The organism is Streptomyces sp. NPDC034670 (assembly GCF_055574875.1).
In genome coordinates this window covers 175,854-202,376 of the sequence record NZ_JBVITR010000006.1, presented here as the reverse complement: position 1 = coordinate 202,376, position 26,523 = coordinate 175,854, and the positions used below count along the sequence as shown (strand labels likewise).

General features: G+C 72.2%; 27 protein-coding genes, 1 tRNA gene and 1 pseudogene. 13 read left to right on the top strand and 16 right to left on the bottom strand.

Features of this window, described 5'->3' with window-relative positions; all coding sequences use genetic code 11:
* Positions 1-140: 140 nt before the first annotated feature.
* The gene (locus tag ACZ56B_RS07175) at positions 141-659 is read left to right on the top strand and encodes a hypothetical protein (RefSeq protein ID WP_468787150.1); all 519 of its coding nucleotides are present in this window, start codon (positions 141-143) and stop codon (positions 657-659) included.
* Entirely contained in the window at positions 656-1,030 is a 375-nt protein-coding gene (locus ACZ56B_RS07170) for a transcriptional regulator (protein ID WP_468787148.1), read from the top strand. Before ACZ56B_RS07175 ends, ACZ56B_RS07170 begins: the two co-directional genes overlap by 4 nt.
* A 612-nt stretch (positions 1,031-1,642) precedes the next feature.
* Here ACZ56B_RS07170 and ACZ56B_RS07165 read toward each other — a convergent pair.
* On the bottom strand, positions 1,643-1,927 hold the full coding sequence (locus tag ACZ56B_RS07165; RefSeq protein ID WP_468787146.1) for a DUF7336 domain-containing protein: 285 nt from the start codon (positions 1,925-1,927) through the stop codon (positions 1,643-1,645).
* 9 nt (positions 1,928-1,936) lie between these two features.
* Positions 1,937-2,762: pseudogene (locus tag ACZ56B_RS07160) on the bottom strand (transposase).
* Between the two features lie 97 nt (positions 2,763-2,859).
* On the opposite strand from ACZ56B_RS07160, the gene ACZ56B_RS07155 reads away from it, so the two are divergent.
* Positions 2,860-3,288: a hypothetical protein gene (locus tag ACZ56B_RS07155; RefSeq protein WP_468787144.1), complete on the top strand. Its 429-nt coding sequence runs from the start codon at positions 2,860-2,862 to the stop codon at positions 3,286-3,288.
* A gap of 146 nt (positions 3,289-3,434) precedes the next feature.
* Here the strand turns inward: ACZ56B_RS07155 and ACZ56B_RS07150 are convergent, their stop codons facing one another.
* The 4 genes from ACZ56B_RS07150 to ACZ56B_RS07135 all read right to left on the bottom strand — a co-directional run bounded on the left by ACZ56B_RS07150 (position 3,435) and on the right by ACZ56B_RS07135 (position 6,079).
* Entirely contained in the window at positions 3,435-3,770 is a 336-nt protein-coding gene (locus ACZ56B_RS07150) for a hypothetical protein (RefSeq protein ID WP_468787142.1), read from the bottom strand.
* 145 nt (positions 3,771-3,915) lie between these two features.
* Positions 3,916-3,989: transfer RNA gene (locus ACZ56B_RS07145), tRNA-Pro, on the bottom strand.
* Positions 3,990-4,057: 68 nt separating this feature from the next.
* Complete coding sequence (locus ACZ56B_RS07140; protein WP_468787140.1) at positions 4,058-4,810, bottom strand: Pr6Pr family membrane protein; 753 nt, start codon at positions 4,808-4,810, stop codon at positions 4,058-4,060.
* A 342-nt stretch (positions 4,811-5,152) separates the two neighbouring features.
* Positions 5,153-6,079, bottom strand: a complete 927-nt coding sequence (locus ACZ56B_RS07135; protein WP_468787138.1) for a metallophosphoesterase — start codon at positions 6,077-6,079, stop codon at positions 5,153-5,155.
* Between the two features lie 166 nt (positions 6,080-6,245).
* Between ACZ56B_RS07135 and ACZ56B_RS07130 the strand changes: the two genes are divergently transcribed.
* Entirely contained in the window at positions 6,246-6,710 is a 465-nt protein-coding gene (locus tag ACZ56B_RS07130; protein WP_468787136.1) for a GatB/YqeY domain-containing protein, read from the top strand.
* A 107-nt stretch (positions 6,711-6,817) separates the two neighbouring features.
* Here ACZ56B_RS07130 and ACZ56B_RS07125 read toward each other — a convergent pair whose 3' ends face one another.
* On the bottom strand, positions 6,818-9,124 hold the full coding sequence (locus ACZ56B_RS07125; RefSeq protein ID WP_468787134.1) for a transglycosylase domain-containing protein: 2,307 nt from the start codon (positions 9,122-9,124) through the stop codon (positions 6,818-6,820).
* Between the two features lie 418 nt (positions 9,125-9,542).
* On the opposite strand from ACZ56B_RS07125, the gene wblA reads away from it, so the two are divergent.
* The gene (gene wblA, locus ACZ56B_RS07120; protein ID WP_468787132.1) at positions 9,543-9,881 is read left to right on the top strand and encodes a transcriptional regulator WblA; all 339 of its coding nucleotides are present in this window, start codon (positions 9,543-9,545) and stop codon (positions 9,879-9,881) included.
* A 184-nt stretch (positions 9,882-10,065) separates the two neighbouring features.
* Here the strand turns inward: wblA and bagB are convergent, their stop codons facing one another.
* Together bagB and bagA are read right to left on the bottom strand one after the other, a co-directional pair.
* Positions 10,066-11,535 (bottom strand): ATPase BagB, encoded by a 1,470-nt coding sequence (gene bagB / locus ACZ56B_RS07115; RefSeq protein WP_468787130.1) that lies wholly within the window; start codon positions 11,533-11,535, stop codon positions 10,066-10,068.
* Positions 11,536-11,749: 214 nt separating this feature from the next.
* The gene (gene bagA / locus ACZ56B_RS07110; RefSeq protein WP_468787128.1) at positions 11,750-12,727 is read right to left on the bottom strand and encodes an ATPase BagA; all 978 of its coding nucleotides are present in this window, start codon (positions 12,725-12,727) and stop codon (positions 11,750-11,752) included.
* Positions 12,728-12,871: 144 nt separating this feature from the next.
* Between bagA and ACZ56B_RS07105 the strand changes: the two genes are divergently transcribed.
* The 4 genes from ACZ56B_RS07105 to ACZ56B_RS07090 all read left to right on the top strand — a co-directional run bounded on the left by ACZ56B_RS07105 (position 12,872) and on the right by ACZ56B_RS07090 (position 15,440).
* On the top strand, positions 12,872-13,033 hold the full coding sequence (locus ACZ56B_RS07105; RefSeq protein ID WP_381220480.1) for a DUF4177 domain-containing protein: 162 nt from the start codon (positions 12,872-12,874) through the stop codon (positions 13,031-13,033).
* Positions 13,030-13,497, top strand: coding sequence for a RidA family protein (locus ACZ56B_RS07100; RefSeq protein ID WP_468787126.1), 468 nt, complete (start codon positions 13,030-13,032; stop codon positions 13,495-13,497). The genes ACZ56B_RS07105 and ACZ56B_RS07100 overlap by 4 nt, the downstream gene beginning before the upstream one ends.
* A gap of 234 nt (positions 13,498-13,731) precedes the next feature.
* Entirely contained in the window at positions 13,732-14,613 is an 882-nt protein-coding gene (locus tag ACZ56B_RS07095; protein WP_468787124.1) for an NUDIX hydrolase, read from the top strand.
* Complete coding sequence (locus tag ACZ56B_RS07090; protein ID WP_468787122.1) at positions 14,610-15,440, top strand: MBL fold metallo-hydrolase; 831 nt, start codon at positions 14,610-14,612, stop codon at positions 15,438-15,440. The genes ACZ56B_RS07095 and ACZ56B_RS07090 overlap by 4 nt, the downstream gene beginning before the upstream one ends.
* 105 nt (positions 15,441-15,545) lie before the next feature.
* Here ACZ56B_RS07090 and ACZ56B_RS07085 read toward each other — a convergent pair whose 3' ends face one another.
* Positions 15,546-16,220 carry a Crp/Fnr family transcriptional regulator gene (locus ACZ56B_RS07085; protein ID WP_004985207.1) on the bottom strand — a complete coding sequence of 225 codons (675 nt, stop codon included), beginning with the start codon at positions 16,218-16,220 and terminating at the stop codon, positions 15,546-15,548.
* A 251-nt stretch (positions 16,221-16,471) separates the two neighbouring features.
* Here ACZ56B_RS07085 and nth point away from each other — a divergent pair, with 251 nt between their 5' ends.
* The 3 genes from nth to ACZ56B_RS07070 all read left to right on the top strand — a co-directional run bounded on the left by nth (position 16,472) and on the right by ACZ56B_RS07070 (position 19,628).
* Positions 16,472-17,488 carry an endonuclease III gene (gene nth / locus ACZ56B_RS07080; RefSeq protein ID WP_468787120.1) on the top strand — a complete coding sequence of 339 codons (1,017 nt, stop codon included), beginning with the start codon at positions 16,472-16,474 and terminating at the stop codon, positions 17,486-17,488.
* 118 nt (positions 17,489-17,606) lie between these two features.
* Complete coding sequence (locus ACZ56B_RS07075; RefSeq protein WP_468787190.1) at positions 17,607-18,314, top strand: NUDIX hydrolase; 708 nt, start codon at positions 17,607-17,609, stop codon at positions 18,312-18,314.
* Between the two features lie 114 nt (positions 18,315-18,428).
* Entirely contained in the window at positions 18,429-19,628 is a 1,200-nt protein-coding gene (locus ACZ56B_RS07070) for a MarP family serine protease (RefSeq protein ID WP_468787118.1), read from the top strand.
* 102 nt (positions 19,629-19,730) lie between these two features.
* On the opposite strand, the gene ACZ56B_RS07065 is transcribed toward ACZ56B_RS07070, so the two are convergent.
* From ACZ56B_RS07065 to ACZ56B_RS07045, 5 genes are all read right to left on the bottom strand, one after another.
* Complete coding sequence (locus ACZ56B_RS07065; protein WP_468787116.1) at positions 19,731-19,913, bottom strand: hypothetical protein; 183 nt, start codon at positions 19,911-19,913, stop codon at positions 19,731-19,733.
* A 200-nt stretch (positions 19,914-20,113) separates the two neighbouring features.
* The gene (locus ACZ56B_RS07060; RefSeq protein ID WP_468787114.1) at positions 20,114-21,079 is read right to left on the bottom strand and encodes an alpha/beta fold hydrolase; all 966 of its coding nucleotides are present in this window, start codon (positions 21,077-21,079) and stop codon (positions 20,114-20,116) included.
* Entirely contained in the window at positions 21,076-21,564 is a 489-nt protein-coding gene (locus ACZ56B_RS07055) for a phage holin family protein (RefSeq protein WP_468787112.1), read from the bottom strand. Before ACZ56B_RS07055 ends, ACZ56B_RS07060 begins: the two co-directional genes overlap by 4 nt.
* A gap of 140 nt (positions 21,565-21,704) precedes the next feature.
* Positions 21,705-23,144, bottom strand: coding sequence for a Na+/H+ antiporter NhaA (gene nhaA / locus ACZ56B_RS07050; protein WP_468787110.1), 1,440 nt, complete (start codon positions 23,142-23,144; stop codon positions 21,705-21,707).
* A gap of 230 nt (positions 23,145-23,374) precedes the next feature.
* Positions 23,375-23,719 (bottom strand): hypothetical protein, encoded by a 345-nt coding sequence (locus tag ACZ56B_RS07045; protein ID WP_468787108.1) that lies wholly within the window; start codon positions 23,717-23,719, stop codon positions 23,375-23,377.
* A 136-nt stretch (positions 23,720-23,855) separates the two neighbouring features.
* On the opposite strand from ACZ56B_RS07045, the gene ACZ56B_RS07040 reads away from it, so the two are divergent.
* Positions 23,856-24,323, top strand: a complete 468-nt coding sequence (locus ACZ56B_RS07040; protein ID WP_468787106.1) for a hypothetical protein — start codon at positions 23,856-23,858, stop codon at positions 24,321-24,323.
* A 198-nt stretch (positions 24,324-24,521) separates the two neighbouring features.
* Here ACZ56B_RS07040 and acs read toward each other — a convergent pair whose 3' ends face one another.
* Entirely contained in the window at positions 24,522-26,477 is a 1,956-nt protein-coding gene (acs, locus tag ACZ56B_RS07035; RefSeq protein WP_468787104.1) for an acetate--CoA ligase, read from the bottom strand.
* Between the last annotated feature and the right edge of the window lie 46 nt (positions 26,478-26,523).

Here is a 26,523-nt window from a genome sequence, read left to right as displayed (position 1 = left end):
GTCGGCGTCGTCACGCAGCCGGACACTCACCGCTGTCGCGGGGGGCGGGTCTGTAGGTCTCGGCGGGGGCGTGGTGTCAGCCTGACGTCGTGCAGATGATCGCCGTGGCGACGAAATCAGGCTCCGTGCCGGTGTAGGCGGTGAGGCTGCGCTCCGGGTCGGCCGCCGGTATCGGCGTCGGGCATCCCGAGGCGGAACTCGAGGACGAAGGCTCCGGCCGGGGGCCCGACGTCGGCTCGATCCCGTCGTCGATCGACTCCGTGAACGACCAACTGGCGACAACCACCACGAGCCAACCGCCGATCAGCCACCCCTTCGTGCGTCCGCTCATCACGCCCCCCTCGAAGACACCCGGCACGCAGCAAGTCTGCCAGCCGAACGACATCGCGCTTCACAGCCGAGCGCGTCAGGGGAGAGGCTGGAGCACCGCAGCCGCCGGCACCGCTCACGCCCTGCTGCTCACCGGCTACCTCGGGGCCTCCTGGGGCAGCGGATGGCTTCCCTGGCAACACCCGGTCCGTCCCGGCTGGACCGACGGACCGCAGGCCAAGGCACTCCTGCTCGCCGCCGTCCTGCTCCTTGCCGGCCTGGCCGAGTGGGCCGTTGCCCGCCGTCGGGCCGCGCCCGGCGCCACCGACGCGGGTACGGTTGCCCCATGAGCGCCGGGGACTCGACCGCTGCGCGGGACGAGCAGGAGGAACTCCATCCGACCAGGTCGCTGGACGACACCGTCCACCAGCGCGTGCGGCTCGGCATCCTCGCCATCGCCCGGGAAGCCGATCGGGTCGAGTTCGGCTTCCTGAAGAAGGAACTGGCCGTCACCGACGGAAACCTCTCCCGGCACCTGAAGGTGCTGGAGGAATCGGGTCTGATCACCCTGGAGAAGGGCTACACCGGTCGGCGCCCCCGCACCTGGATCGCCCTCACCCGCGACGGCGCACAAGCACTGGACACCGAACTCCGTGCCCTGCGCGCACTGGTCCGTCGCCTGGAAGCTCCCCACCCCGCGCCCGGCCCACCCACCACATGACCACCGCTTCAGGACTCCGATCGGAGTCCGATCCGTCTGCCGCCGTCGACTGGTGCGATGGCCGGCCGGAGGCGCTGGTGGCACCAAGGACCTGCTCGCGTTCCTCGACGGACTCGATGTCGGTGCAGGGCAGCCGACCGTGTCCAGGGCCGGGACCGGGTGCGTGGTTCCGAGCCTTGACGTACCTGATCGGCTCTCGCGTGCCCTTGACCTCCCGACTCGACCGCGCGTGAGGTACGCGGCCTCCTGGCGGGCGGGGGAGCGGTCGGCCAGGGGCGGCCGGCAAGAGCCGTAGCGGTTGCCGTACTCCGCTGCTGCACGCACGCCAGAGGCCCGTCCACGATCACGTGAAGGGGCCTCTGACCTGTGTCGGGGCGGCGGGATCCGAACCCACGGCCTCTTCGTCCCGGAGCGACTTGGGCGGATGCTCTGCCTTGCACTGGCGTGGCCCTCACCTGTGCTGATGGCCCGCAGGCGTCCGTGCACGTCCGCGGTTGTTCGTCGGCGTGGTCACACGGTCAGCTACTCACCGACCGATCGCACGATGCGGCCCAGCCGTGGCCTGTTCGGTGCCGACCGAGTAGAGAACGGCACGGTGGACGTGGCTATGGGTTACTCCCCGTGGGGGATGCGCACGAAGCCGTCCTCCCAAGCGTCATCGTCCAGGAGGTAGGGGGCGATGACGAAACATCTGGGTTCGTCCCGGAAGCCCGGTAGCAGACGGGCGCGGACCATGCGTTCCTCGGCCTTCTCTTCCGTCGAGTAGATGCCCAGCAACTTGACGTCGTCGCCGTCCTGCTCATCGATGAAGACGCCGTCCTCGTCGATGTGTACGGTTGCCCCGTCAGGCCCGGCGTCGTTCTGGTGGCCTACGTGCCACAGGGGATAGACGATCACGTGGCCAGGCTAGGCGTTGTCCCGTGATTGATCACGGTCGTGCTTGCTGACCTGCCTGCTCTCGGCCCAGTCGGTGAGGGTGAGGTCGTGGAGGCGGGCGATGCCGAGCATGGCGCGGTGCACACCGTTGCCTTTCGAGCGGCGGTCGCGGAGGGCCTTCCGGCTCTTCACCCGGGCGAAGGCGTGCTCGACGCGGGCCCTGACCTTGCGGTGCGAGGCGTTGTATTCCTCTTCCCAGCTCGGTGGTTCGGCCCGTCCGGGTCGCGGCGGTGCGGGATGACCAGGCCGGTGCCCCGGTGGCCACCGTCAGCGATCACGGTGATCCGGCCGACGGCGCCCTTCGCTCCGGACAGCTCCCACGCCCTGCAGTCGTTGCGGTGGCCCGCGACCGGCCGGCCGACGGCGACGACCGGACGGGTGCGGGCATCGATGACGATCTGGTGGTTGGTGGAGTACCGGTAGTTCTTCGACCGCTCGGCGCTCGTGTGGTCCCGGTGGGGACCAGGGAGCCGTCGACGATCAGCACCGTGTCCTTCCGGAACCCGGTGCGAGGCCGCAGGGCGAGCAACGGCCCGAAGCGGGCGATGATCCGGTCGGCGGCGGACTTGGGGACCCCGGACAACGGGGCCAGCTGCCGCAGGGTGAGGTTCGTCCGCCAGTACGCGGCCACCGGCAGGAATCCGTCTTCCCGCGGCAGGCCCCAGGGTCGGCCTCCGCTCACCGGGTCGGCGCCCTCCCGCCGCAACGCGGTCACGGGCCTCGTGAACTGTCGTGGGACCAGCCCGGTGAACGGGGCTGTCCAGGAGGGTTCCGACGCCGTGATCACACCAGCCACGGCGAGATCGTCTCACCTTGATCATGCTTCAGGGTTCGCAGTCTCCGGCGGGAGATGTCGCGATCGCCGGACGGCTTCCGCGTGAGATCCTCCGCCCGTGGCTACGGAGACCGAGGGGGGAGAGCTGTTGCACCAGCGCGGCCGGCGGACGGTGTTCACGGTCGCTGAAAGGGTGAACGCGCGGGCCGCTCTGGTGAGCTTCACCGAGCGCGGCTACGGCGACGACATCCACGAGTACACCAACGACCTCCACTGCCGGAACTGGCTGCACGAGGCGTGGCTCCTGCTGGACGAACACATTGTTTGGCTCTGGACCCCGCGGGTCAAAGCTCTGGACGACCGGTACCGGGCGGCGACCGTCGACGACGACGGCCCAGCACGCGAGCAGTTCCACCGGCTGCCCGGCCCCGGCCTGTGGTGGTGGCGGCGACACCCGCGCATCCTCACCGGAGACCTCGGGCGTTCGCTCCGCTCGGCCGGTGCCATCGGCATCGACCCTGACGCAGCATGCCCCATGGCCTCGTGAGTCACGGGACAGCTCTCAGGCCGGCGGGGTCTCAATGATCGGGTCAACGACCCAGCCCCCGGCTTGAAGCCGTGAGCCCGCCGTCTGACTCGACGCCCGGACACCTGCCGCACCAGCTGCACCATTTGCACCATCCGCACCACGGATCATGACCCAGACCTTCGCCACCAGCGGGCTTTCTCGCGGGGCGGGACCACCTCTTCCAGCGCTTCCCCAGCCGTTACTCCTTGTGCGCGTGCTACCACGTATCTCGTCCACTGGGTTGCCGTCAGGTTCTCCTGGTGCGGGTCGAGGATGCCCACCCAACCATCGCTGAACGGACTGACAAGTGCTTGAAAACCGTCGCCGTCCCGAAGGTCCACTTCGACCAGGCACACATCCTCCCGCGCCGAAATCTCGAAGCGCGCTGAGAGGCCGCGGACGGCCAGGGCGGCTGATGCCTGCTCCACAAGTTCTTGTGCTCGCTCCTGGACCGACTGCATGCAGGCCAGCCTAGCTACGGAGGTCGGCGGAGCGGCTTCGTGCGGGCGCGGGCGGCCGGCAAGAGCCGTAGCGGTTGCCGTACTCCGCTGCTGTACGCACGTCAGAGGCCCATTCACGATCACGTGAACGGGCCTCTGACCTGTGTCGGGGTGGCGGGATTTGAACCCACGACCTCTTCGTCCCGAACGAAGCGCGCTGCCAAGCTGCGCTACACCCCGATGTCGCTGCTGTCGCGGCGACGACGTTTACTTTAGCCCACTGCTGGCCGGAGACGAAATCCGGTTTCTCACCGGCGGTGGATCGGCTGGGGACGGGCGCGGTCCGCCGCCACCAGCAGGGCGGCGACGGCGTGGAGGGAGAGGCCCAGGAGGAGGGCGTTGGCCAGGACGCTCCGGTAGCCGTGGTGGGCGGTGTCCAGGAAGGGGTAGAGGAAGCGGTCCGGGGAGCCGGGGAGGAGTGCGCCGCGGGCCAGGGAGAAGAGCAGGTAGGCCAGGGGGTACAGCAGCCAGGGGGCGGTCTGGCGGAGGTGGAGGCGGGCCCGCGGGGACAGCAGGAGCCAGTCCAGGAGGGCGGCGACGGGGATCACCGTGTGCAGGGCGTGGGCGGTGAGGACCGCCGGCCAGGAGGACGCCTCGCCCGTCAGTGAGAAGCGGGCGGGGGCGTCCGACAGCAGGACGTGGTGGACCAGGGAGGCGGTCACCACGTACAGCAGGGCCGCGCTCGTCAGGGTGCCCGGCAGGGGGTGGCGGGGTGTCCAGGCGCGGCGGGCCGAGACGAGGGTGACCAGGGCCAGCAGGACCGTGCTCTGGACCGTGAAGTGGCTCAGGGCCCGGACCGGGCCGGCCAGGAGCACCGCTCCGGTCACCGCAGCCGTCGCCGCCAGGGCCAGGAGCAGGCGATAGGCCGCCACGAGGGGACGGCGCACCGGTGGGGTCAGGGCCCGGGCGAGGGTGGGGGAGGACAGCGGGGACGGTGTCGTGCCGGGGAAGCCCGGGAGGGCGGGGAGGTCCGGGAGGTCCCTGGGTATCGGGGCGGTCATGCACTCCATCGTGGGCAGACGGCCTGTCCGGGGCCATGTGGGTGGTCCGTGCGGGTGATGCGGGGGTGGGGGTGGGGGAGGCGAGGGCCGCCCGTCCCCGGGTGACCCGGATCCCCGCCCTCGGATCCCGGTTCCCGGTTCCCGGATCCCTGTCCCCAGGGGCCGGACCCCTGTCGCCGGGTGGCGGCCCGGCCCCCGGTGCTCGACCACCCCTCGGGTCGGGCACCGGGGGCCGGACCGGCCCGCCGTCCGTGTCTCGTCCTACCGTTGACCTGCGGGTCCTGCGGGGTCCTGGTGGTCCCGCCGCCCTCGTCGATTCCGTCGGTCGTCCCGCCGGACCCGCTAGTTCCGGCTCACGAGCGTCAGCAGGGTCGCCTCCGGGGGGCAGGCGAAGCGGACCGGGGTGTACCTGTTGGTGCCGCAGCCCGCCGACACGTGGAGGTAGGACGTACGGCCCTCCGCCGTGTGCGTGGACAGGCCCTTCACGCGGTCCGTGTCCAGGTCGCAGTTGGTGACCAGGGCGCCGTAGAAGGGGATGCAGAGCTGGCCGCCGTGGGTGTGGCCGGCCAGGACCAGGGGGTAGCCGTCGGCCGTGAAGGAGTCCAGGACGCGCAGGTAGGGGGCGTGGACGACGCCCATCGAGAAGTCCGCCGAGCCCGACGGGCCGCCCGCCACCTCCGCGTACCGGTCCCGCTTGATGTGCGGGTCGTCCAGGCCGGTCAGTTCGACCGACGCGCCCTCGAGCTTCAGCGTGCCCCTGGTGTTCGTCAGGTTCAGCCAGCCCGCCGCGTCGAAGCCGTCCCGCAGGTCCTCCCAGGGGTTGTGGACCGCGCCGACGACCGGGGGGTTGCCGTTCAGGCCGTGGCGGCCCTGGACCCTCTCGATCAGGTAGCGGGCGGGGTTGCGCAGCTTGGGGCCGTAGTAGTCGTTGGAGCCGAAGACGTAGGCGCCCGGGAACTCCATCAGGGGGCCGAGGGCGTCCAGGACCTCCGGGACCCCCTCGGGGTCGGAGAGGTTGTCGCCCGTGTTGATCACGAAGTCGGGGCGCAGGGCCGCCAGGGAGCGCAGCCAGCGCTGCTTCTTGCGCTGCCCGCTCACCAGGTGGATGTCGGAGACCTGCAGCACGCGCAGGGGGCGCATCCCGGGGGGCAGGGCGGGGACGGTCACCCGTCGGAGGCGGAAGGAGCGGGCCTCGAAGCCCGCGGCGTACAGCAGTCCGGCGGCACCGGCCGCCGTGATTCCCAGGGGGATTCCGTATCGCGCGCGCATGCGTCCATCGTGTCAGACGCGGTCGGGCCGGCCGTACGCCGAGGTCGTCCCCGTGCGGCTCGGCGGGACGTCACCGGGGACGCGAACGGCCCCCGCGGCACGGGCCCTTGGACACGGGCCGTTAAATCGACGGCGTCCTTCCCGCCGCACCTGCGACAATCGGGCCATGACCACGCTCAAGTCGAAGCTGCAGGCCGACCTCAACGCCGCGATCAAGGAGCGCGACGAGCTCCGCTCCTCGACGCTCCGGCTGACGCTCGCCGCGATCACCAAGGAGGAGGTCGCGGGCAAGGAGAAGCGCGAGCTCTCCGACGACGAGGTGCAGAAGGTGATCACCCGGGAGGCGAAGAAGCGCCGTGAGGCGGCCGAGGCCTTCGCGCAGGGTGGCCGTGCCGAGCAGGCCGAGCGGGAGAAGGCGGAGGGCGAGGTGCTGGCCGCGTACCTGCCCCGGCAGCTGTCCGACGAGGAGCTGGACGCGATCGTCGCCCAGGCGGTGGAGGAGGCCAGGGCGGCCGGTGCCGAGGGGCCGCGGGCCATGGGGGCCGTGATGAAGATCGTGAACCCGAAGGTGGCCGGGCAGGCCGAGGGCGGCCGGGTGGCCGCCGCGGTGAAGAAGCTGCTGGCCGGCTGAGTCCGGTCCGCCGCGCGTACCGACGGCGGACGGCCCCTTCTCCCCGTGGGGGAGGAGGGGCCGTCGTCGTGTCCGGGCCGGTCAGCGGCGGCCGGGGCCGGCCGGGGTCACCGGCGCCCTCCGGGGCCGTTGCCCGGGCCCCCCTGGAGGAAGCCCTCCGGGAGGGAGAAGGACGGGTCCGGCTCGGCGCCCCCGGGACCGCCGTTGCCGCCGCCACCGTTGCCGCCGCCGATCAGGCCGCCGATCAGACCGCCGCGGTCGTCGCCGTTGCGGCCGTCGTCGCGGCCGCCCCCGCCGCCGTCCTGCTCGCCCCCGTCGCCCTCGTCGCCGCGGTCCCGGTCCTCGGCGTCCGGGATGGGCACGAGGTTGAAGCCCGGGGCCTCCTTGCCCGCCAGGGCGCCGGACATGGCGTCCTTCCAGATGGGGCCCGGGACCTGGCCGCCGAAGACGAGCGGGTGGAAGACGCCGCCGATCGTGATGTTGCGCATCTTGACCTTCTGGGTGGCGCTGCCGACCCAGACGGCTCCCGACATGTTCGGCGTGTAACCGACGAACCAGGCGTTCCGCCGCTCGTCCGTGGTACCGGTCTTGCCCGCGCTCTCGCGGTCGGTGAGGCCGGCCTGCTGGCCCGTTCCGGAGTCGACCACGCCGCGCAGCAGGGTGTTGATGGAGTCCGCGGTGTTCTCCGACATCGCCCGCCGGCACGTCGACTTCGGCACCTGGAGGGACTTCTCCTGCTCACCGACCTTCTGCGTGATCGACTCGATCGCGATCGGCGTGCAGTACATGCCCCGGTTGGCGAAGGCGGCGTACGCGCTCGCCATCGTGAGGGGCGACATGCCGGTGGAACCGAGGGTCATCGACGAGGGGACCTCGGGGATCTTCTCCCCGTTGCCCTGGACCGCGCCGAGCTTGTCGGCCATCTTCACCACGGGGCACATGCCGATGTCCTCGATCATCTGCACGAAGTAGGTGTTGACCGACTTGGCCATCGCCTCCTTGAGGGCGTACGGCCCCACCTCGGCCTCGTTCTCGTTCTCGAGCTTGTAGTTGCCGTCGTTGACCCAGGGCTTGCCGCACCCGCGCACGGTCTGCGGGTAGGGCATCTGGTACGGGGAGGAGTAGGACTGCGTGGGCGGCCGGCCCTCCTCCAGCGCGGCGGCGGCCACGAACGGCTTGAACGTAGAACCGGTCGGGAAGCCGAAGTTGGACCCGCCCATGGCGGCGTCGACCGAGTAGTTGTACTCCGTCTCGTTCTTGCCGTAGCCCAGCGGCTTCGACTGGCCCATCGCGACGATCCTGCCGGTGCTGGGCTCGACCAGGGTGGCCGCCGCCGCGACCTTGTCGGACTGGTTGACGTGGTCCTTGAGCGACTTCTGCACCGACTCCTGGGCCTGCGGGTCGAGCGTCGTGCGGATGGTCAGCCCGCCCTGGTTCCAGATCTTCGCCCGGTCCTCCCGGGTCTTGCCGAAGACCGGGTCGTGCAGGAACACCTCGCGCACGTAGTCGCAGAAGAAGCCCGCGCCCCTGACCGCCGTGATGCAGCCGTTCTTCGGCCTGCTGACGTTCAGCCCCAGCGGGGCCGCCGAGGCCTCGTCGGCCTGCTCCTGGGAGACGGCGCCGACCTCGGCCATCCGCTTGAGGACGATGTTGCGCCGCTCCTTCGCCTCCACCTCGTTGTTGACCGGGTCGTAGCGGCTCGGGGACTGGACGAGGCCGGCGAGGAGGGCGGCCTCCCGGAGGTCGAGGTCCTTGGCCGGCTTGGAGAAGTAGCGCTGGGCGGCGGCCTCCACGCCGTAGGCCTGCTGGCCGAAGAACGTGATGTTCAGGTAGTTCTCGAGGATCTTCTTCTTGCCCAGCTCCTCCTCGACCTGGATCGCGTACTTCAGTTCGCGGATCTTGCGGCCGATGGTCTGCTGGGTGGCCTGCGCGACCTTCGTGGGGTCGTCGCCCGCCTCCTCGACGAAGACGTTCTTGACGTACTGCTGGGTGAGCGTGGACGCGCCCTCGGAGACCCCGCCGCTGCGCGCGTTGTTGTTGAGCGCGCGCAGCACGCCCTTCAGGTCGACCGCGCCGTGTTCGTAGAACCGTGAGTCCTCGATCGCGACGATCGCCTTCTGCATGTACGGAGAGATGTCCTTGAGGTCGACCACCGTGCGGTCGCGCGAGTAGACGGTGGCGATCTGGCCGCCGTCGGCGTCGAGGATGGTGGTGCGCTGGCTCAGCGGCGGGGTCTTGAGGTTGGCCGGGAGCTCGTCGAAGCTCTCGACCGACCCTTTGGCCGCCAGCCCCAGCGCGCCCACGGCGGGCAGCGCGATGCCGGCCATGACGGCCCCCGCGAGGACACTGACACCGAGGAACTTGGCGGCCTGCTGCGTTGGCGACAGACCACCGCCCGAGCGCTTCTTTGGCATGGGAGCAGCCTACGTTCTCATTCGCCGGACAAGCGTATAGGCCTTGGCCTAAGCTGCTCTCAACTGTCACAGCAGTCAGGCCACGTATCAATACGTCCGGCGACCCCGAAACGTTCCGGGTCCTCTCGGCTTTCTCGGCCGGGATGGGGTGGGCCCGTGTCCGGATCCGCCTCGTGTGTCACGTGGTGCCCGTTGTGACGCAACTGAACTGACCTGGAATGCCGGGATTGTCGCGGATGTCGCCACCTCACTCCCCCGGGTGATCTGCCGCTTACCCATAGTCCGTTCGGACCATTCAAGATTGGGCCCGCTGGGGGTGTTGCGCTGTGCCCACCTTCCGTAACGTCCTCAACTGGCGGCGGTGAATATGCCGCTGCCGCCGTGGGGGAGCCTCGATTCGGGAGAGGACGGCGCCGGTATGGGCTGGGTTACCGACTGGAGTGCGCAGGCTGCCTGCCGCACTACCGATCCGGATGAACTGTTCGTTCAGGGAGCAGCGCAGAACAGGGCCAAGGCGGTGTGCACCGGATGCCCGGTACGCACCGAGTGCCTGGCCGACGCGCTGGACAACCGCGTCGAGTTCGGTGTGTGGGGAGGAATGACGGAGCGTGAGCGCCGCGCACTGCTGCGCCGGCGGCCGACCGTGACCTCCTGGCGCAGGCTGCTGGAGACCGCGCGCACGGAGTACGAGCGGGGCACGGGTGTCGTGCCCCTCGGTGAGGACGAGGTGTACGAGAGCTACGCGGCGGTGAGCTGAGGGCCTCGGGGTCCTCGGCCGGTCCCGTGGGGTTCCTGGTCCGGACCCGCGGGAGGGCCTGATCCGGGCTCGTGCCCGCGCAGGACCCGACCCGGGCTCGTGGAAGGACCTGGTCCGGACCCGTGGCGTCCTCGGTCCGGTCCCGCCCGCCGCGGTTTCCCGGGTGCCCGACGGATGCGACGCGTCAGGCGGTCGTCCCGGGTGCCTCCGGCAGCTCCAGCTCCGGCCGGCCGGCCGCGAGCCGGTCGCCGATGTCCCGGAGCCCCGTCAGGTCGTGCACGTCGCCGGGCAGCGCGGCCACTTCCGTCACCGCCACCTCGGGATGGAGCGCGGTGAAGCGGTCACGCGTGCGCTGTTCGCGCGCGAGCAGGTGCATCCGCTCGGCGTGCAGCCTCAGCAGGCCCGCGGTGAGCCGGTCGACGGCCCGCTGCTCCGCCTCCGCCCGCGCGTCCGCCTCCGTGTCGCCGGCGCCGGTGCCGTCCGCGGTGGCGGGGGAGCCTCCGTCGGGGACGTCCTGGATCGGCGTCGGCGGTGTCCCGGACCCGTGGGTCGGTGCTGCGGGAGCGTCCGGAGCGGGGGAGCCCGCTGCGGGAGCGTCTGAACTTCCGTACGTTTCGGGAGAGTTACGAAGTCCAGCCTTCCCGTCCTCCTGATCCACAATGCGGGATTCCTCAAGATTTTCCGCGGCGGCGAGCGCCCGCTCGGCCGACAGCCGGACCGCGTCGCTGCCGTGGACCCGGTTGAGCACCAGGCCGGCCAGCGGCATGTTCTCCGCGGCCAGCCGCTCCACGAAGTACGCGGCCTCGCGCAGTGCGTCCCGCTCCGGGGCCGCCACCACCAGGAACGCCGTACCGGGCGCCTGGAGCAGCTGGTAGGTGGCGTCCGCGCGGGTACGGAACCCACCGAACATCGAGTCCATCGCGGCCACGAACGTCTGGACGTCCCGCAGCAGTTGCCCGCCGAGCAGCTTGCCCAGGACCCCGGTCATCATCGACATGCCGGCGTTCAGGAACTTCATCCCCGCGCGGCCGCCGACCTTCGCCGGGGCCAGCAGGAGGCGGATGAGCTTGCCGTCGAGGAAGGACCCGAGCCGCTTGGGCGCGTCCAGGAAGTCCAGCGCGGAGCGGGAGGGCGGGGTGTCGACGACGATGAGGTCCCACTCGTCCCGGGACCGCAGCTGGCCCAGCTTCTCCATCGCCATGTACTCCTGCGTGCCCGCGAAGCCCGCCGAGAGCGACTGGTAGAAGGGGTTGCCTAGGATCGCGGCGGCCCGCTCGGGGTCCGCGTGCGCCTCGACGATCTCGTCGAAGGTGCGCTTCATGTCGAGCATCATCGCGTGCAGCTCGCCGCCCGCGGAGTCGTCGATGCCCTTCACCCGGCGCGGGATGTTGTCGAGCGAGTCGATGCCCATGGACTGGGCGAGCCGGCGGGCCGGGTCGATGGTGAGGACGACCACCTTGCGCCCCCGTTCGGCCGCGCGCAGGCCCAGCGCCGCGGCGGTGGTCGTCTTGCCGACCCCGCCCGAGCCGCAGCACACCACGATCCGGGTGGCCGGGTCGTCGATCAGCGGGTCGATGTCGAGCGTGCGCGTGGGGGAAAGGCGGTGACGGGCCACCGGGGCGTGTGCCTGCGCCGGTTCCGGACGACGACTCATGACATCCTCTGCTTCCCCTGTTTCCGGTGCTGACGGCTCGTGCCGGGGCGGGCACGGCGGCTCGCTGCGGGACCGGTGCGGCCGTCCGCGGCGAGGGTGGTGCGGCGGTCCGGGGCCGGACGGGATCCACGCGGAGCGCCGGGCCGGACGGGACGGGGGCCGCGCGGCGTGCCGGGCCGGGCGGGACGGTTCCCGGTCGTGCGGGCGCGGTCCGTCATGACACGTCCTGTTCGCGGAGCTCCCTGGCCAACGCGTACAGACCGGCCAGGTCCATGCCCTCCGCGAGCAGCGGGAGTTCGTGCAGCGGCAGGCCGAGGCCCGCCAGCACGGCGCGCTGCTCGGTCTCCAGCCCGTACCGCTCGGCGTACTCCCCGGCCTGCGCGAGCAGCGGGTCCACCAGCTGCTCGGCGTGTCCGCCGCGCCGGGCCCCGCCGAGTCCGGCGGACGACAGCGCCCGCGCGACGGAGGAACGCCGGACCGACCCCACGAGTTCCAGGTCGGCCGCGTCCAGCATCCCGGGGCGCACCATGTTCACGATGACCCGCCCGACCGGCAGCCGCGCCGCGCGCAGCTCGGAGATGCCGTCCGCGGTCTCCTGGACCGGCATCTCCTCCAGGAGGGTCACCAGGTGCACGGCCGTCTCCGGCGACTTCAGCACCCGCATCACGGCCTGGGCCTGATGGTGCACCGGGCCGATCTTGGCGAGCCCGGCGACCTCGTCGTTGACGTTGAGGAAGCGGGTGATGCGTCCGGTCGGCGGCGCGTCCATCACGACGTAGTCGTAGACGAACCGCCCGTCCTTCTCCTTGCGCCGCACCGCCTCGCACGCCTTGCCGGTCAGCAGGACGTCCCGCAGGCCGGGCGCGATGGTGGTGGCGAAATCTATCGCGCCGAGCTTCCGCAGGGCCCGTCCGGCGCCCCCCAGCTTGTAGAACATCTGGAGGTAGTCCAGAAGGGCCTGTTCGGGATCGATGGCGAGGGCGTACACCTCGCCGCCGCCCGGTGCGATGGCGATCTTCCGCTCCTCGTACGGCAACGCCTCCGTCTCGAAGAGCTGTGCGATGCCCTGGCGGCCCTCGACCTCGACGAGGAGCGTCCGCTTCCCCTCCGTGGCCAGGGCCAGCGCGAGGGCCGCGGCCACCGTGGTCTTGCCGGTTCCGCCCTTGCCACTGACGACCTGGAGCCTGCTCACGCCTTCGAGCCTAATTCCTTCTCGTGCGCCCCGGCGGCTCCGGGGGGCAGTTGCCGTGATTCGCGTCCCGGCGCGCGGCGGGCGGACCACGCGTCGAGGCCACCGCCGGGGGGAGCGGGGGCGGCAGCGGCTAGAGTCGGCCGCATGACCAAGTGGGAATACGCGACTGTGCCGCTGCTCGTCCACGCCACGAAGCAGATCCTGGACACCTGGGGCGAGGACGGCTGGGAGCTCGTCCAGGTCGTGCCCGGGCCCAACAACCCCGAGCAGCTGGTGGCCTACCTGAAGCGGGAGAAGCGGGGATGAGTGCCGTCGAGGCGAGACTGGCCGAGCTGGGGCTGAGCCTGCCCGAGGTCGTCCCGCCGCTGGCCGCGTACCGGCCGGCCGTGCGCTCGGGACGGTACGTCTACACCGCCGGCCAGCTCCCCATGGTGGACGGCAAGCTCTCGATGACCGGCAAGGTCGGCGCGGAGGTCACGGCGGAGGAGGCGAAGGAGCTGGCGCGCGTGTGCGCGCTGAACGCCCTCGCGGCGGTCAAGTCCGTCGCCGGTGACCTGGACCGCGTCGAGCGCGTGGTGAAGGTCACCGGCTTCGTCGCCTCCGCCCCGGACTTCACGGGCCAGCCGGTCGTCCTCAACGGCGCGAGCGAGCTGCTGGGCGAGGTCCTCGGCGACAAGGGCGTGCACGCGCGCAGCGCGGTGGGCGTCGCGGTGCTGCCGCTGGACGCACCGGTCGAGGTCGAGGTCCAGGTGGAGCTCACGGAGGCGTAGGCCTCCGGCGGGTGGCGCGCCGTACCGCCCGGTACCGCGCCCCCCGCGCCCCCCACGTCATCAGCGCTGTCCGCGCCGCCGGGACCACGGGGGTGACGGGGGTGTGCGCGCCTCCTCCCGCCGTCGCGCCGCGCGGAGCGCCGGGGCGGCGGTCCCGCCTCCGCCCCGGCGGGCGTCCCGCCTCCGTCCCGGTGGGCACTCGAACATCCGCCCGTCACGGGATAGCCTCCGGCCATGGCGAATGCGCAGACCGGCGGGCAGTGGTACCCGCCGGAATGGCCGGGCCGGATCCGTGCGCTCGCGGACGGCACGCTCACCCCGGTCGCGCCGAGGCGCGCGGCCACCGTCATGCTGCTCAAGGACACCGGCGACGAGCCTGCCGTGTACATGCTGCGCCGGCGTACCTCCATGGCTTTCGCCGGCGGCGCGTACGCCTACCCCGGGGGCGGCGTCGACCCGCGCGACGACGACCGCCGCGTCCGCTGGGCGGGCCCCCCGCGCGCGTGGTGGGCCCGGCGGCTCGGCGTCGACGAGGCGGGGGCCCAGGCGATCGTGTGCGCGGCCGTGCGGGAGACCTACGAGGAGGCCGGCGTCCTGCTCGCCGGCCCGTCCCCCGACTCCGTGGTCGGGGACACCACGGGCGCGGACTGGGAGGCGGACCGGGCCGCGCTCGTCGCGCGGGAGACCTCCTTCGCGGAGTTCCTCGACCGCCGCGGACTGGTCCTGCGCTCGGACCTGCTCGGCGCCTGGACGCGCTGGATCACCCCCGAGTTCGAGCCGCGCCGCTACGACACCTGGTTCTTCGTCGCCGCGCTCCCCGAGGGGCAGCGCACCCGCAACGCCTCCACGGAGGCCGACCGCACGGTGTGGACCGCCCCGCGCGAGGCGGCCGCCGCGTACGACCGCGGCGAGCTGCTGATGATGCCGCCGACCATCGCGACCCTGCGCCAGCTGGCGGCGTACGGGACGGTGGCCCAGGCGCTCGACGCGGCGCCCGCGCGCGATCTCACGCCGGTGCTGGCCACCGCGCGCCTGGCGGAGGGCGGGATCGTGCTCTCCTGGCCGGGACACGACGAGTTCACCCAGCACATCCCGACCGGTGGAGCACCCGTATGACGGACGCAGCAGCCCTTCCCGGCCGGCCGCGGGGCGAGGTCGTCTCCGGCCGTGCCACCCCACGCGCCGTCAACGTCCTGGCTCCCAACGCCTCGCCGATGACCCTGGACGGCACCAACACCTGGATCCTGGCGGAACCGGACTCCGGCCTCGCGGTCGTGGTCGACCCCGGCCCGCTGGACGAGGGGCACCTGCGGCACGTCGTCGACACGGCCGAGCGGGCCGGACGGCGCGTCGCCCTCAGCCTGCTGACGCACGGTCACCCGGACCACGCCGAGGGCGCCGCCCGGTTCGCCGAGCTGACCGGCACGAAGGTGCGGGCGCTGGACCCGGCGCTGCGGCTCGGGGACGAGGGGCTGGCCGCCGGCGACGTCGTCACCGTCGGGGGCCTGGAGCTGAGGGTCGTACCGACCCCCGGCCACACCGCGGACTCCCTCTCCTTCCACCTCCCGGCCGACCGGGCCGTCCTCACCGGGGACACCGTCCTGGGCCGCGGCACGACCGTGGTGGCCCATCCCGACGGCCGCCTCGGCGACTACCTGGACAGCCTGCGCCGTCTGCGCTCCCTCACCGTCGACGACGGCGTCCACACGGTCCTGCCCGGCCACGGGCCCGTCCTGGAGGACGCCCAGGGCGCCGTCGAGTACTACCTCGCCCACCGCGCCCACCGCCTCGCCCAGGTCGAGACGGCCGTCGAGGACGGTCGCCGCACCCCGTCCGAGGTCGTCGCCCACGTCTACGCCGACGTCGACCGCTCCCTGTGGCCCGCCGCGGAGCTGTCGGTACGGGCCCAGCTGGAGTACCTGCGGGAGCACGGGCTCATCTAGGTCCCGCCAGCCCACCCGGGCCGAGGCGGTTCGACGGGGGCACGACGGAGCCCCGCCTTCCGGCCGGGAGGGCGGGGCTCGTGCCCGTGAGGAGCCGGGCGGGTGTCAGCGGGAGCGCTTCGCGAGGCGCTCGACGTCCAGGAGGATCACCGCACGGGCCTCCAGACGGAGCCAGCCGCGCTGGGCGAAGTCCGCCAGGGCCTTGTTGACCGTCTCGCGGGAGGCGCCGACCAGCTGGGCCAGTTCCTCCTGCGTGAGGTCGTGCACGACGTGGATGCCCTCCTCCGACTGCACGCCGAAACGGCGGGAGAGGTCGAGCAGGGCCCGCGCGACACGGCCCGGGACGTCCGAGAAGACCAGGTCCGACATGGCGTCGTTGGTCTTGCGCAGCCGTCGCGCCACCGCCCGCAGCAGCGCCGTGGCCACCTCGGGACGGGCGCTCAGCCAGGGCTGGAGGTCGCCGTGGCCGAGGCCGAGCAGCTTCACCTCGGTGAGCGCCGTGGCGGTCGCGGTGCGCGGGCCCGGGTCGAAGAGCGACAGCTCGCCGATCAGTTCGCCGGGGCCGACGACGGCGAGCATGTTCTCGCGGCCGTCGGGGGACGTGCGGTGGAGTTTGACCTTGCCCTCGGTGACCACGTACAGCCGGTCGCCGGGGTCACCCTCGTGGAACAGGGAGTCGCCCCGTGCCAGGGTCACCTCACTCATGGAGGCGCGAAGCTCCGCGGCCTGCTCGTCATCGAGCGCCGCGAAGAGCGGGTTCCGCCGCAGAACGTCGTCCACGAGTTCTCTCCTTGTCGACCTGCTCAGGGGATCTTGTTCCCCCACGTACCAGGGGACCGTGGTGCCCATTTTGCCGGACGGTCCAAACAGTGTGATCTGTCACAAGGATGCCGCACAGGCCTGCCGGGGTAAGCGGCAGGGGTCCAATTGGACCCCGAACCGCGGGGTCCGGGGCGGACGCCGGTGCCGGGCCGTAGGCTGGCCGGGTGTCCAAATCGCCGGTGAGAGCACAGGCCGAGGAGGCTGCGCGGATGAGGGTACGTCGCGATTCCGCCGTGGGCGAACAGGACCCCGATGGCGGTAGGAAAACGACGGAAGCGGCAAAGAAGGCGCCGGTGAGGAAAGAGCCGACGGCACGCGCGGGCGGCGCGGCCGGGGAGGGGCCCGCGGACGCGGGGGGTTCCGCCCCCGTGGGGAAGGCCCGGGCCGCCGGGAAGCCCCCCGCCGCCCCGGGGAAGGCCGCCGCGGCGAGGACCGCCGCCGGGCCGGCCGGGAACGAGTCGCGCACCGCGCTCGTCCGCCGCGCCCGCCGCATCAACCGCGAGCTCGCCGAGGTGTACCCGTACGCGCACCCCGAGCTGGACTTCGACAACCCCTTCCAGCTCCTCGTCGCCACGGTGCTCTCGGCCCAGACCACCGACCTGCGCGTCAACCAGACGACCCCCGCCCTCTTCGCGAGGTACCCCACCCCCGAGGACCTGGCCGCGGCCGATCCCGAGGAGGTGGAGGAGATCCTGCGCCCCACCGGGTTCTTCCGGGCCAAGACCAGGTCGGTGATCGGGCTCTCCAAGGCGCTGGCGGAGGACTTCGGCGGCGAGGTGCCGGGCCGGCTCGAGGACCTGGTGAAGCTGCCCGGCGTCGGCCGCAAGACCGCCTTCGTCGTGCTCGGCAACGCCTTCGGCCGCCCCGGCATCACCGTGGACACGCACTTCCAGCGCCTGGTCCGCCGCTGGCGCTGGACCGGGGAGACCGACCCCGACAAGATCGAGGCCGCGGTCGGCGCGCTGTTCCCCAAGAAGGACTGGACCGACCTCTCGCACCACGTGATCTGGCACGGCCGCCGCATCTGCCACGCCCGCAAGCCCGCCTGCGGCGCCTGCCCCATCGCCCCGCTCTGCCCGGCGTACGGCGAGGGCGAGACGGACCCGGAGAAGGCGAAGAAGCTGCTGAAGTACGAGAAGGCCGGCCTTCCGGGCCAGCGCCTGAAGCCCCCGCAGGCCTACCTGGACGCCGGCGGCCGGCCGGCCCCGCCGCTGGGGGCCGGGTGACGGGGCGGCGGGCACGGCCGCGGGCACGGCTGCGGCGGCCCGCGGAACGATCCGGGGGACGCCGGGCGTTGGATCCGTGAGGTGCGGCGTGGGACGGGACAGGACCGCGGGGGTGGCGATGAGACGGGCGGGCGACACGGCGAGCGGTACCCGGGACGGCCGGACGAGGCTCGGCAAGGAGGGCCTGCCCGCCTGGCTGGACCCGGTGGCCCGCGCGGCCGAGACGGTCGCGCCGGGGCAGCTGAGCCGCTTCCTGCCCCCGGAGGACGGCGCGGGGCGCCAGTCCGCCGTCCTCGTCCTGTTCGGTGAGGGCGAGCGGGGCCCGGAGCTGCTGCTCATGGAGCGGGCGAGCTCGCTGCGCTCGCACGCCGGCCAGCCGTCCTTCCCCGGCGGTGCCCTCGATCCCGAGGACGGCGACCCGCAGGGCGACGGACCGCTGCGGGCCGCCCTGCGCGAGGCCGAGGAGGAGACCGGGCTCGACCCGTCCGGCGTCCAGCTCTTCGACGTCCTGCCGAAGCTCTACATCCCGGTCAGCGGCTTCGTCGTCACGCCCGTGCTGGGCTGGTGGCGCGTGCCCAGCCCGGTCGGCGTGGTGGATCCGAAGGAGACCGCCCGGGTCTTCACGGTCCCCGTGGCGGATCTCACCGATCCGGACAACCGTGCGACCGCGGTCCATCCCCGCGGCTACCGGGGCCCGGCGTTCCTGGTCGAATCGACCCTGGTGTGGGGTTTCACGGCCGGGGTCATCGACCGGCTGCTGCACTTCGCCGGATGGGAGCGCCCGTGGGACCGCGACCGGCAGGTCCCGCTGGACTGGGGGGCGTGACAGGGTGGGCGTCGTGCCGTGCGCTCCGGGGACCGGCGACGGCGGTTCGCGCCGTCCGCCCCCGGAATCCGGCCGAGGGGGAGCGAACGGAATGACGAGGCGAGGCGTGAAGCGGTGAACGTGCTGGACATCCTGTTGCTGGTCGCCGCCGTCTGGTTCGCGGTCGTCGGCTACCGCCAGGGGTTCGTCGTCGGCGTCCTGTCGGTGGTCGGGTTCCTGGGCGGCGGCCTGGCCGCCGTGTACGCGCTGCCCGTCCTGTGGGACGTCCTGACGGACCACTCCGAGGTCAGCACGGCCGCCGCGGTCGTCGCGGTCGTCGTGGTCATCGTCTGCGCCTCCGTCGGCCAGGCCCTGACCACCCACCTCGGCAACCGACTGCGCCGCCACATCACCTGGTCCCCGGCCCGCGCGCTGGACGCCACCGGCGGCGCCCTGGTCAACGTCGTCGCCATGCTGCTGGTCGCCTGGCTGATCGGCTCGGCCCTCGCCGGTACGACGCTGCCGACGCTCGGCAAGGAGGTCCGCGGCTCCAAGGTGCTGCTCGGGGTCTCCCGGGCGCTGCCCGACCGGGCCGACACCTGGTTCGCCGACTTCTCCTCCGTCCTCGCGCAGAACGGCTTCCCGCAGGTCTTCAGCCCGTTCGCCAACGAGCCGATCACCGAGGTCCGGCCTCCGGACCCGGCCCTCGTGAACAGCGCCGTGGCCGCCCGCGCCCAGCGTTCCATCGTCAAGGTCACGGGTACCGCCGTCGACTGCGGCAAGGTCCTGGAGGGCACCGGCTTCGTCTTCGACGAGCGCCGTGTGATGACCAACGCGCACGTCGTGGGCGGGGTCGACGAGCCGGTCGTGCAGATAGGCGGCGAGGGCAGGAAGTACGACGCGACGATCGTCCTCTACGACTGGAAGCGCGACATCGCCGTCCTCGACGTCCCGGACCTGAAGGCGCCCGTCCTGCGCTTCACCACCGAGGACGCGAGCAGCGGCGACAGCGCGATCGTCGCCGGCTTCCCGGAGAACGGGGCGTACGACGTCCGGTCCGCGCGGGTGCGGGGGCGCATCACGGCCAACGGCCCGGACATCTACCACCGGGGCACGGTCCGCCGCGACGTGTACTCCCTGTACGCGACCGTCCGTCAGGGCAACTCCGGCGGCCCGCTGTTGACCCCCGAGGGCAGGGTCTCCGGCGTGATCTTCGCGAAGTCCCTGGACGACGTGGAGACCGGGTACGCGCTCACCGTGGACGAGATCCGGGAGGACATCACCAAGGGCCGCGCCGCGAACCAGGAGGTGGACAGCGACAGCTGTGCGCTCTAGGGACGCGGGAAGACCCTGCGGAAACGCGGGAAGGGCCTGCGGGGAACGTGGAGGAGCCCTGCGGCCGGCCGGTGTCCGCCGGCCGGCCGAGCGGACGTCCGGTCAGCCGCGCTGGTGACGCAGGCGGACCGAGACCCAGCGGGCCCGGCGACGGAGGATGTGCGGAATTCCCACCCGGAGGTCCGTACCTGCCATCTGCGGTGCACCGCCTCGCTGGTGGGAACCCGTACCGCTCGCCGAGCGGCGAGTGCGGCTTGCGTCACTGTAGTCGTGCGTCCAGCCCATACCCCGACGTCTGCCCCCGCCCCATGGTCGATAACCGCCTCATGGGCACTCAATTGGCCTATGCGCCGGGCAATTGGCCGCTTCTGGAACGGGTGTTCGGTCATGTGGATCAGGGTGTCGCCGGCCCGCGCGTCGGCGGCGGCTCCGGGACGGCGGAACGGGCGGCGACGGCGGAACGGGCGGCGGGGGCGCCCGCCCGGTCACCGGTCCGGTTCGGGGTCCTTCAGCCAGTTGACCAGTTCGGTCGAGAAGGCGACCGGGTCCTCCTCGTGCGGGAAGTGCCCGAGCCCGTCGAACAGCCGCCAGCGGTACGGAGCCTCGACGTACTGCCCGGAGCCGGCGGCGCTGCGCGTGCGCACCACGGGGTCCAGCGAGCCGTGCAGGTGCAGCGTCGGCACCCGCACCGGCCGCTTCATCCGGCGGTTGAACTGGAAACCGTCCGGGCGGGCCAGGGAGCGCACCATCCAGCGGTACGGCTCGATCGAGCAGTGCGCCGTGGAGGGGATGCACATGGCCCGCCGGTAGGCGGCCAGCGCCTCCTCGTCCGGCGGCCGGGGCCCGGACCAGTCCCGGATGAGTTCGGCCACCAGCGCCCCGTCGTCCGCGGTGAGGCGGCGCTCCGGGATCCAGGGCCGCTGGAATCCCCAGATGTGCGACAGGGCGGCCGACTGCCTGGCGTCGGAGAGCATCGCCGAGCGCCAGCGCCGCGGATGCGGCATCGACACGACCGCCAGCCGCCGGACGAGCTTGGGGCGCATCGCCGCCGCCGTCCACGCCAGGTACCCGCCCAGGTCGTGGCCGACCAGCGCGGCGTCCGGCTCGCCGAGGGAGCGCACCACCCCGGTGATGTCCAGCGCGAGGTTGGCCGGGTCGTAGCCGCGCGGGGTGCGGTCGCTGCCGCCGACGCCCCGCAGGTCCATGGCGACGGCCCGGAACCCGGCGTCGGCGAGCGCCGTCAGCTGGTGCCGCCAGGTCCACCAGAACTGCGGGAAGCCGTGCAGCAGCAGCACCAGCGGCCCGTCACCCAGTTCCGCGATGTGGAAGCGGGCGCCGTTGGCGGCGACGTCCCGGTGGGTCACCTCGGCACCGCCGGGAATGCCGATGCGTACCACCGAGGTGGGGTGCGCCTGAGGTGGTTGCCCCGAAGGGACGAAGGAGCCCGTCATGAGGACGAGCGTGCCACAGCCTCGATGGCCGGGTGGGCCCGGTCCTCCGGCAGCTCGGGGCGCGGGTGCGGCTTGGCCTTCTGCAGCACGCCCGCCGTCTCCTTCACCGAGGCGGCGACCTTCTGCGGCCCCCGGCCCTTCTTGGCCTTCTTCGCGAAGACGACGCCGATCAGCGCGAGGGCCGCCGCGACCAGGACGTTCGCCGCGAAGGACAGCAGGAAGCAGACCGCGAGGTTCCAGCCGCTCCAGGTGCGGATGCCGTAGGCCAGCGCGAAGTTCAGCATCGGCAGGGAGAACAGGAGCAGCACGCCGGCCGCCGTGAACGCGCCGCCGCTGGTGGCGCCCCGCTTGACGTCCTGCTTGAGCTGCGCCTTCGCCAGCGCGATCTCGTCGTGCACCAGCGCCGACATGTCCGCCGTCGCCGAGGCGAACAGCTGGCCGATGCTGCGTTCGGCGCCGACCGGGCTGCCGTCGGGTGCGCTCATCGCGGTCTCCCTCTTCTGCGTACTTCTGCGTGCCTGCGCGTACGGTTCAGTCTGCCGTCTGACGGCCCGTGCACGACTGCTCGCACCCGGCTGACCGGGTGCGACCGCCGTGGTCCTGTCTTTTGTACCGTCTCGTCAGATCATGCCGGACCGTCGTGGTCCTCGCCTGCCCTGCCCGTCACTTCGGCAAGCCCGTTCCGCTCGGCGGCCTTCTCCCGGGCGAGCCGCCGGTGCTCGGCGGCCTTGCGCTCGAGGATCTCCGCCATGCGCAGGTGGTACGCCGGGTCGTCCTGCTCGTAGACGTCCGGGACGCCGTCGAGGTCCTCGTCGCGCTCCTCCTCCTCGGCCAGCCTGCGGTACTTGGCGTTCCGCACCTTCAGCAGCACCGTCGCGAGGACGGCGGCGATCAGCGAGCCGGTCAGCACGGCGGCCTTGACGCTGTCGGTCATGACCGCGTCGCCCTCGAAGGCCAGTTCGCCGATGAGCAGCGAGACGGTGAAGCCGATCCCGGCGAGGGCCGAGACGGCGAACACGTCCGGCCAGGCGAGGTCCTCGCTGAGCGAGGCCCGGGTGAAGCGGGACGTCAGCCAGGTGCCGCCGAAGATGCCGAGCATCTTGCCGACGACGAGGCCGAGCACGACACCGAGCGTCTCGGGCTGGGTGAACACGTCCGCGAGCGCGCCGCCGGAGACGGTCACCCCGGCACTGAACAGCGCGAACAGCGGAACCGCGAGGCCCGCGGAGAGCGGCCGGACCAGGTGCTCGATGTGCTCGCCGGGGGACTGCTCCTCGCCCTCGTGACGGTGGCAGCGCAGCATCAGGCCCATGGCCACACCGGCGATGGTGGCGTGGACGCCGCTGTTGTACATCAGCCCCCACACGACGAGCGCGAGCGGGACGTACACGTACCAGCCCCGCACGCCCTTGCGCAGCAGCAGCCAGAAGAGGGCGAGGCCCGCGACCGCGCCGCCGAGCGCGGCGAAGTTCAGGTCGGAGGTGAAGAAGACCGCGATGATCAGGATCGCGAACAGGTCGTCGACGACGGCGAGGGTGAGCAGGAAGGCGCGCAGCGCGCTCGGCAGGGAGGTGCCGATGACGGCGAGCACGGCGAGGGCGAAGGCGATGTCGGTGGCGGTGGGCACCGCCCAGCCGGCCAGCGAGCCGCCGCCGAGGGTGTTGGTGAGCGTGTAGACGAGCGCCGGCGCGGCCATGCCGCACAGGGCGGCGACGACCGGCAGCGCCGCCGCCTTCGGATCGCGCAGATCACCCGCGACGAGTTCCCGCTTGAGCTCGACCCCGGCGACGAAGAAGAACACCGCCAGCAGTCCGTCGGCGGCCCAGTGCGCGACCGACAGGTTCAGCCCGAGGGCCTCGGGGCCGAAGTGGAAGTGGCTGACGCTCTCGTAGCTGTCCCGCAGCGCGGGTATGTTCGCCCAGACCAGCGCGACGACGGCGGCGAGGAGGAGGAGCACACCGCCGACGGTCTCGGTGCGCAGGGCGTTCGCGACGAAGGTCCGCTCGGGCAGGGAGAGGCGGCCGAGGGCCTTGCGGCGAGGGGTGGGGGTGCGGGGCGCGGTCACGGACGGTTCCTCCGGTGGTCGGGTAGCACGAATCGCGTGCCGACCAGACTTCCCGGCGCCCCATGAGACAGTTCTTGGCGTTCAGCCTACCCAACGCGCTCCCGGGGCGCGCCGGGAGCCTCCCGGCCGTGACCTTCCGAACGCCGTGCGGGGTGTCCGTCGGGCGCCCGGGCACCCCGTCGGGCGGTGATCGGCCGGGTGGCCGGCACCGGTGACCGGTCCGTGCTCGTTCAGTTCTCGCCGGGAGCCCGGGGCGGCTCGGCCGGTACGGTCGGCGCAGGGCTCTGCCCGCCCCGGCCCCGGGCCTTCTTCTTCGCCTCGATCTCCTCCAGCGTGGTCACGCGTATGCGTCGTCGTCCGCGGGGGACGCGCCGGGGTTCGGGCTCGGCCCCGGCCGACGCGGGGGCCGTCTCGTCGGCGGCCGGCCTCCCGGGGCCGCCGAGCAGCTCCTCCAGGGGCCCGGCGCAGGCGGCGCACAGGTCCTTCTCGGCGGCCCTGCCGTCGTCCGACCTGATCGTGTAGGTCCTGGCGGGCGTCCGCCGGTCCACGTCGCACGCGACGACCTGGATCTTCACACCTGCCCCCTGTCCGTGACGTACGCGGCCCCGGGCCCAGGCTACCGGCGTGCAAGTCTGACAAGCGTGCGGGATACCGTGAGCGCAGGCGTTGCGGGGCAACGGAGGGGACCGGGCGGCGGAAGCGGGAGGGGTCGTGCCGAAGCGCAAGATCGTCGATGAGGGCGAAGTCATCCGCTGGTTCGAGCAGGGGTGGACCTACCAGCAGATGGCCGACGAGTACCGGAGGAAGTACGGGATCGAGACCGTCTCCTCGATGTGGGGGAACTTCCGGTACCGCAAGGGCCTCAGCAGGCGGATCGCCCGGAACGACGACCTGATCCCGTGGGCCGTGAAACCCGAGCACCGGCAGCTCTACCCGCTGGCGATGCTGCGCGTGGAGGGCCGGCGCCGTGCCGGCATGGACCTGGAGGAGGACCGGGTCAGACGACTGGAGTCCTGGAAGCGGACGCTGGCGGAGGAGAACGTCGTCGTCCACTACGACCCGGACACGGAGGAAGGTTTCTTCTACGTGCCCCGTGAGCCGCAGGACGACGACCTGATCCGCCGGCCCAAGCTGAAGACCACCCGGCGCCGCAACGCGGACGAGCGCAAGGACGCGTGACGCACGAGCGGGGGCGAGCCGGGCGGGTGCGCGGGGCGGCCGGGTGGCCGGGTGCACCCGGCCACCGTGACGGTGCGGACGACGCCGGACGGGGGCGTCCGGCGGAGTTCCCGTGCTTCCGCGGCATCGGGCGAGCCCGGTGCCGGGAACTCCGCCGCTCGGAGCGGCCGCCCCGACGCCCCCGTCCCGCCGCGGACCCTAGTCCTCGCCGGACGTCCGGGGCAGCTTGGCCTGGATCAGGTCCATCACCGTGGAGTCGGTGAGCGTGGTGACGTCACCGAGCTGGCGGTTCTCCGCCACGTCCCGCAGCAGACGGCGCATGATCTTGCCGGAGCGGGTCTTCGGCAGTTCGGCCACCGGCAGGATCCGCTTGGGCTTGGCGATCGGGCCGAGCGTGGCGCCCACGTGGTTCCGCAGCTCGGCGGCCAGGTCCTCGGTCTCCGCCGCCGTGCCGCGCAGGATCACGAAGGCGACGATCGCCTGGCCGGTCGTCTCGTCCGCCGCGCCGACCACGGCCGCCTCGGCGACCGACGGGTGGGAGACGAGCGCGGACTCGACCTCGGTGGTGGAGATGTTGTGGCCGGACACGAGCATGACGTCGTCGACCCGGCCGAGCAGCCAGATGTCGCCGTCGCCGTCCTTCTTGGCGCCGTCGCCGGCGAAGTACTTGCCCTCGAACCGCGACCAGTAGGTGTCGATGAACCGCTGGTCGTCGCCCCAGATGGTGCGCAGCATCGACGGCCACGGCTCGGTGATCACCAGGTAGCCGCCGCCACCGTCGGGCACCTCGTTCGCCTCGTCGTCGACGACGGTCGCCTCGATGCCGGGCAGCGGGGTCTGGGCGGAACCGGGCTTGGCCGCGGTCACCCCCGGCAGCGGCGAGACCATGATGGCGCCGGTCTCGGTCTGCCACCAGGTGTCCACCACCGGGGTGCGGTCCGCGCCGATGTTCTTGCGGTACCAGACCCACGCCTCGGGGTTGATCGGCTCACCGACGGAGCCGAGGACGCGCAGCGAGGACAGGTCGAACTTCGCGGGGATGTCGTCGCCCCACTTCATGAACGTCCGGATCGCGGTGGGCGCGGTGTAGAGGATCGTCACGCCGTACTTCTGCACGATCTCCCAGAAGCGGCCCTGGTGCGGGGTGTCCGGCGTGCCCTCGTACATGACCTGGGTGGCGCCGTTGGCGAGCGGGCCGTAGACGATGTAGGAGTGCCCGGTGACCCAGCCGACGTCGGCCGTGCACCAGTAGACGTCGGTCTCCGGCTTGAGGTCGAAGACGGCCCAGTGCGTGTACGCCGTCTGCGTGAGGTAGCCGCCGGAGGTGTGCAGGATGCCCTTCGGCTTACCGGTCGTGCCCGAGGTGTAGAGGATGAACAGCGGCTGCTCGGCCTCGAACGCCTCCGGGGTGTGCTCGGGGCTCTGCCGCTCGACCAGGTCGTGCCACCACACGTCGCGGCCCTCGGTCCAGGCGACGTCCTGGCCGGTGCGGCGCACCACGAGGACGTGCTCGACGTGCTCCACGCGCGAGACGGCCTCGTCCACGGCCGGCTTGAGCGCGGAGGGCTTGCCGCGCCGGTAGCCGCCGTCGGCGGTGATGACGACGCGCGCGTCGGCGTCCTGGATGCGGGTCGCGAGCGCGTCCGCGGAGAAGCCGCCGAAGACCACGGAGTGCGCGGCGCCGATGCGGGCGCAGGCCAGCATCGCGATCGCCGTCTCCGGGATCATCGGCATGTAGACGGCGACCCGGTCGCCCTTGCGCACCCCCAGCTCGAGCAGGGCGTTGGCGGCCCTGGAGACCTCGTCCTTGAGCTGGGCGTAGGTGAGGGATCGGCTGTCGCCCGGCTCGCCCTCGAAGTGGATGGCGACCCGGTCGCCGTGGCCGGCCTCCACGTGCCGGTCGACGCAGTTGTAGGCGACGTTGAGCTCGCCGTCCTGGAACCACTTGGCGAACGGCGGGTTCGACCAGTCGAGGGTCTGCGTGGGCTCCTTGGCCCAGGTCAGTCGGCGGGCCTGCTCGGCCCAGAAGCCGAGCCTGTCAGCCTTGGCCTGTTCATACGCCTCTCCCGTGACGTTGGCGTTCGCGGCCAGGTCGGCGGGGGGCGTGAAGCGACGCTCCTCCTTCAGAAGGTTGGCCAGGCTTTCATTGCTCACGGCATCTGCCTTTCCCGGGGTGTCCGTTGTGTCCCAGACCACAGCT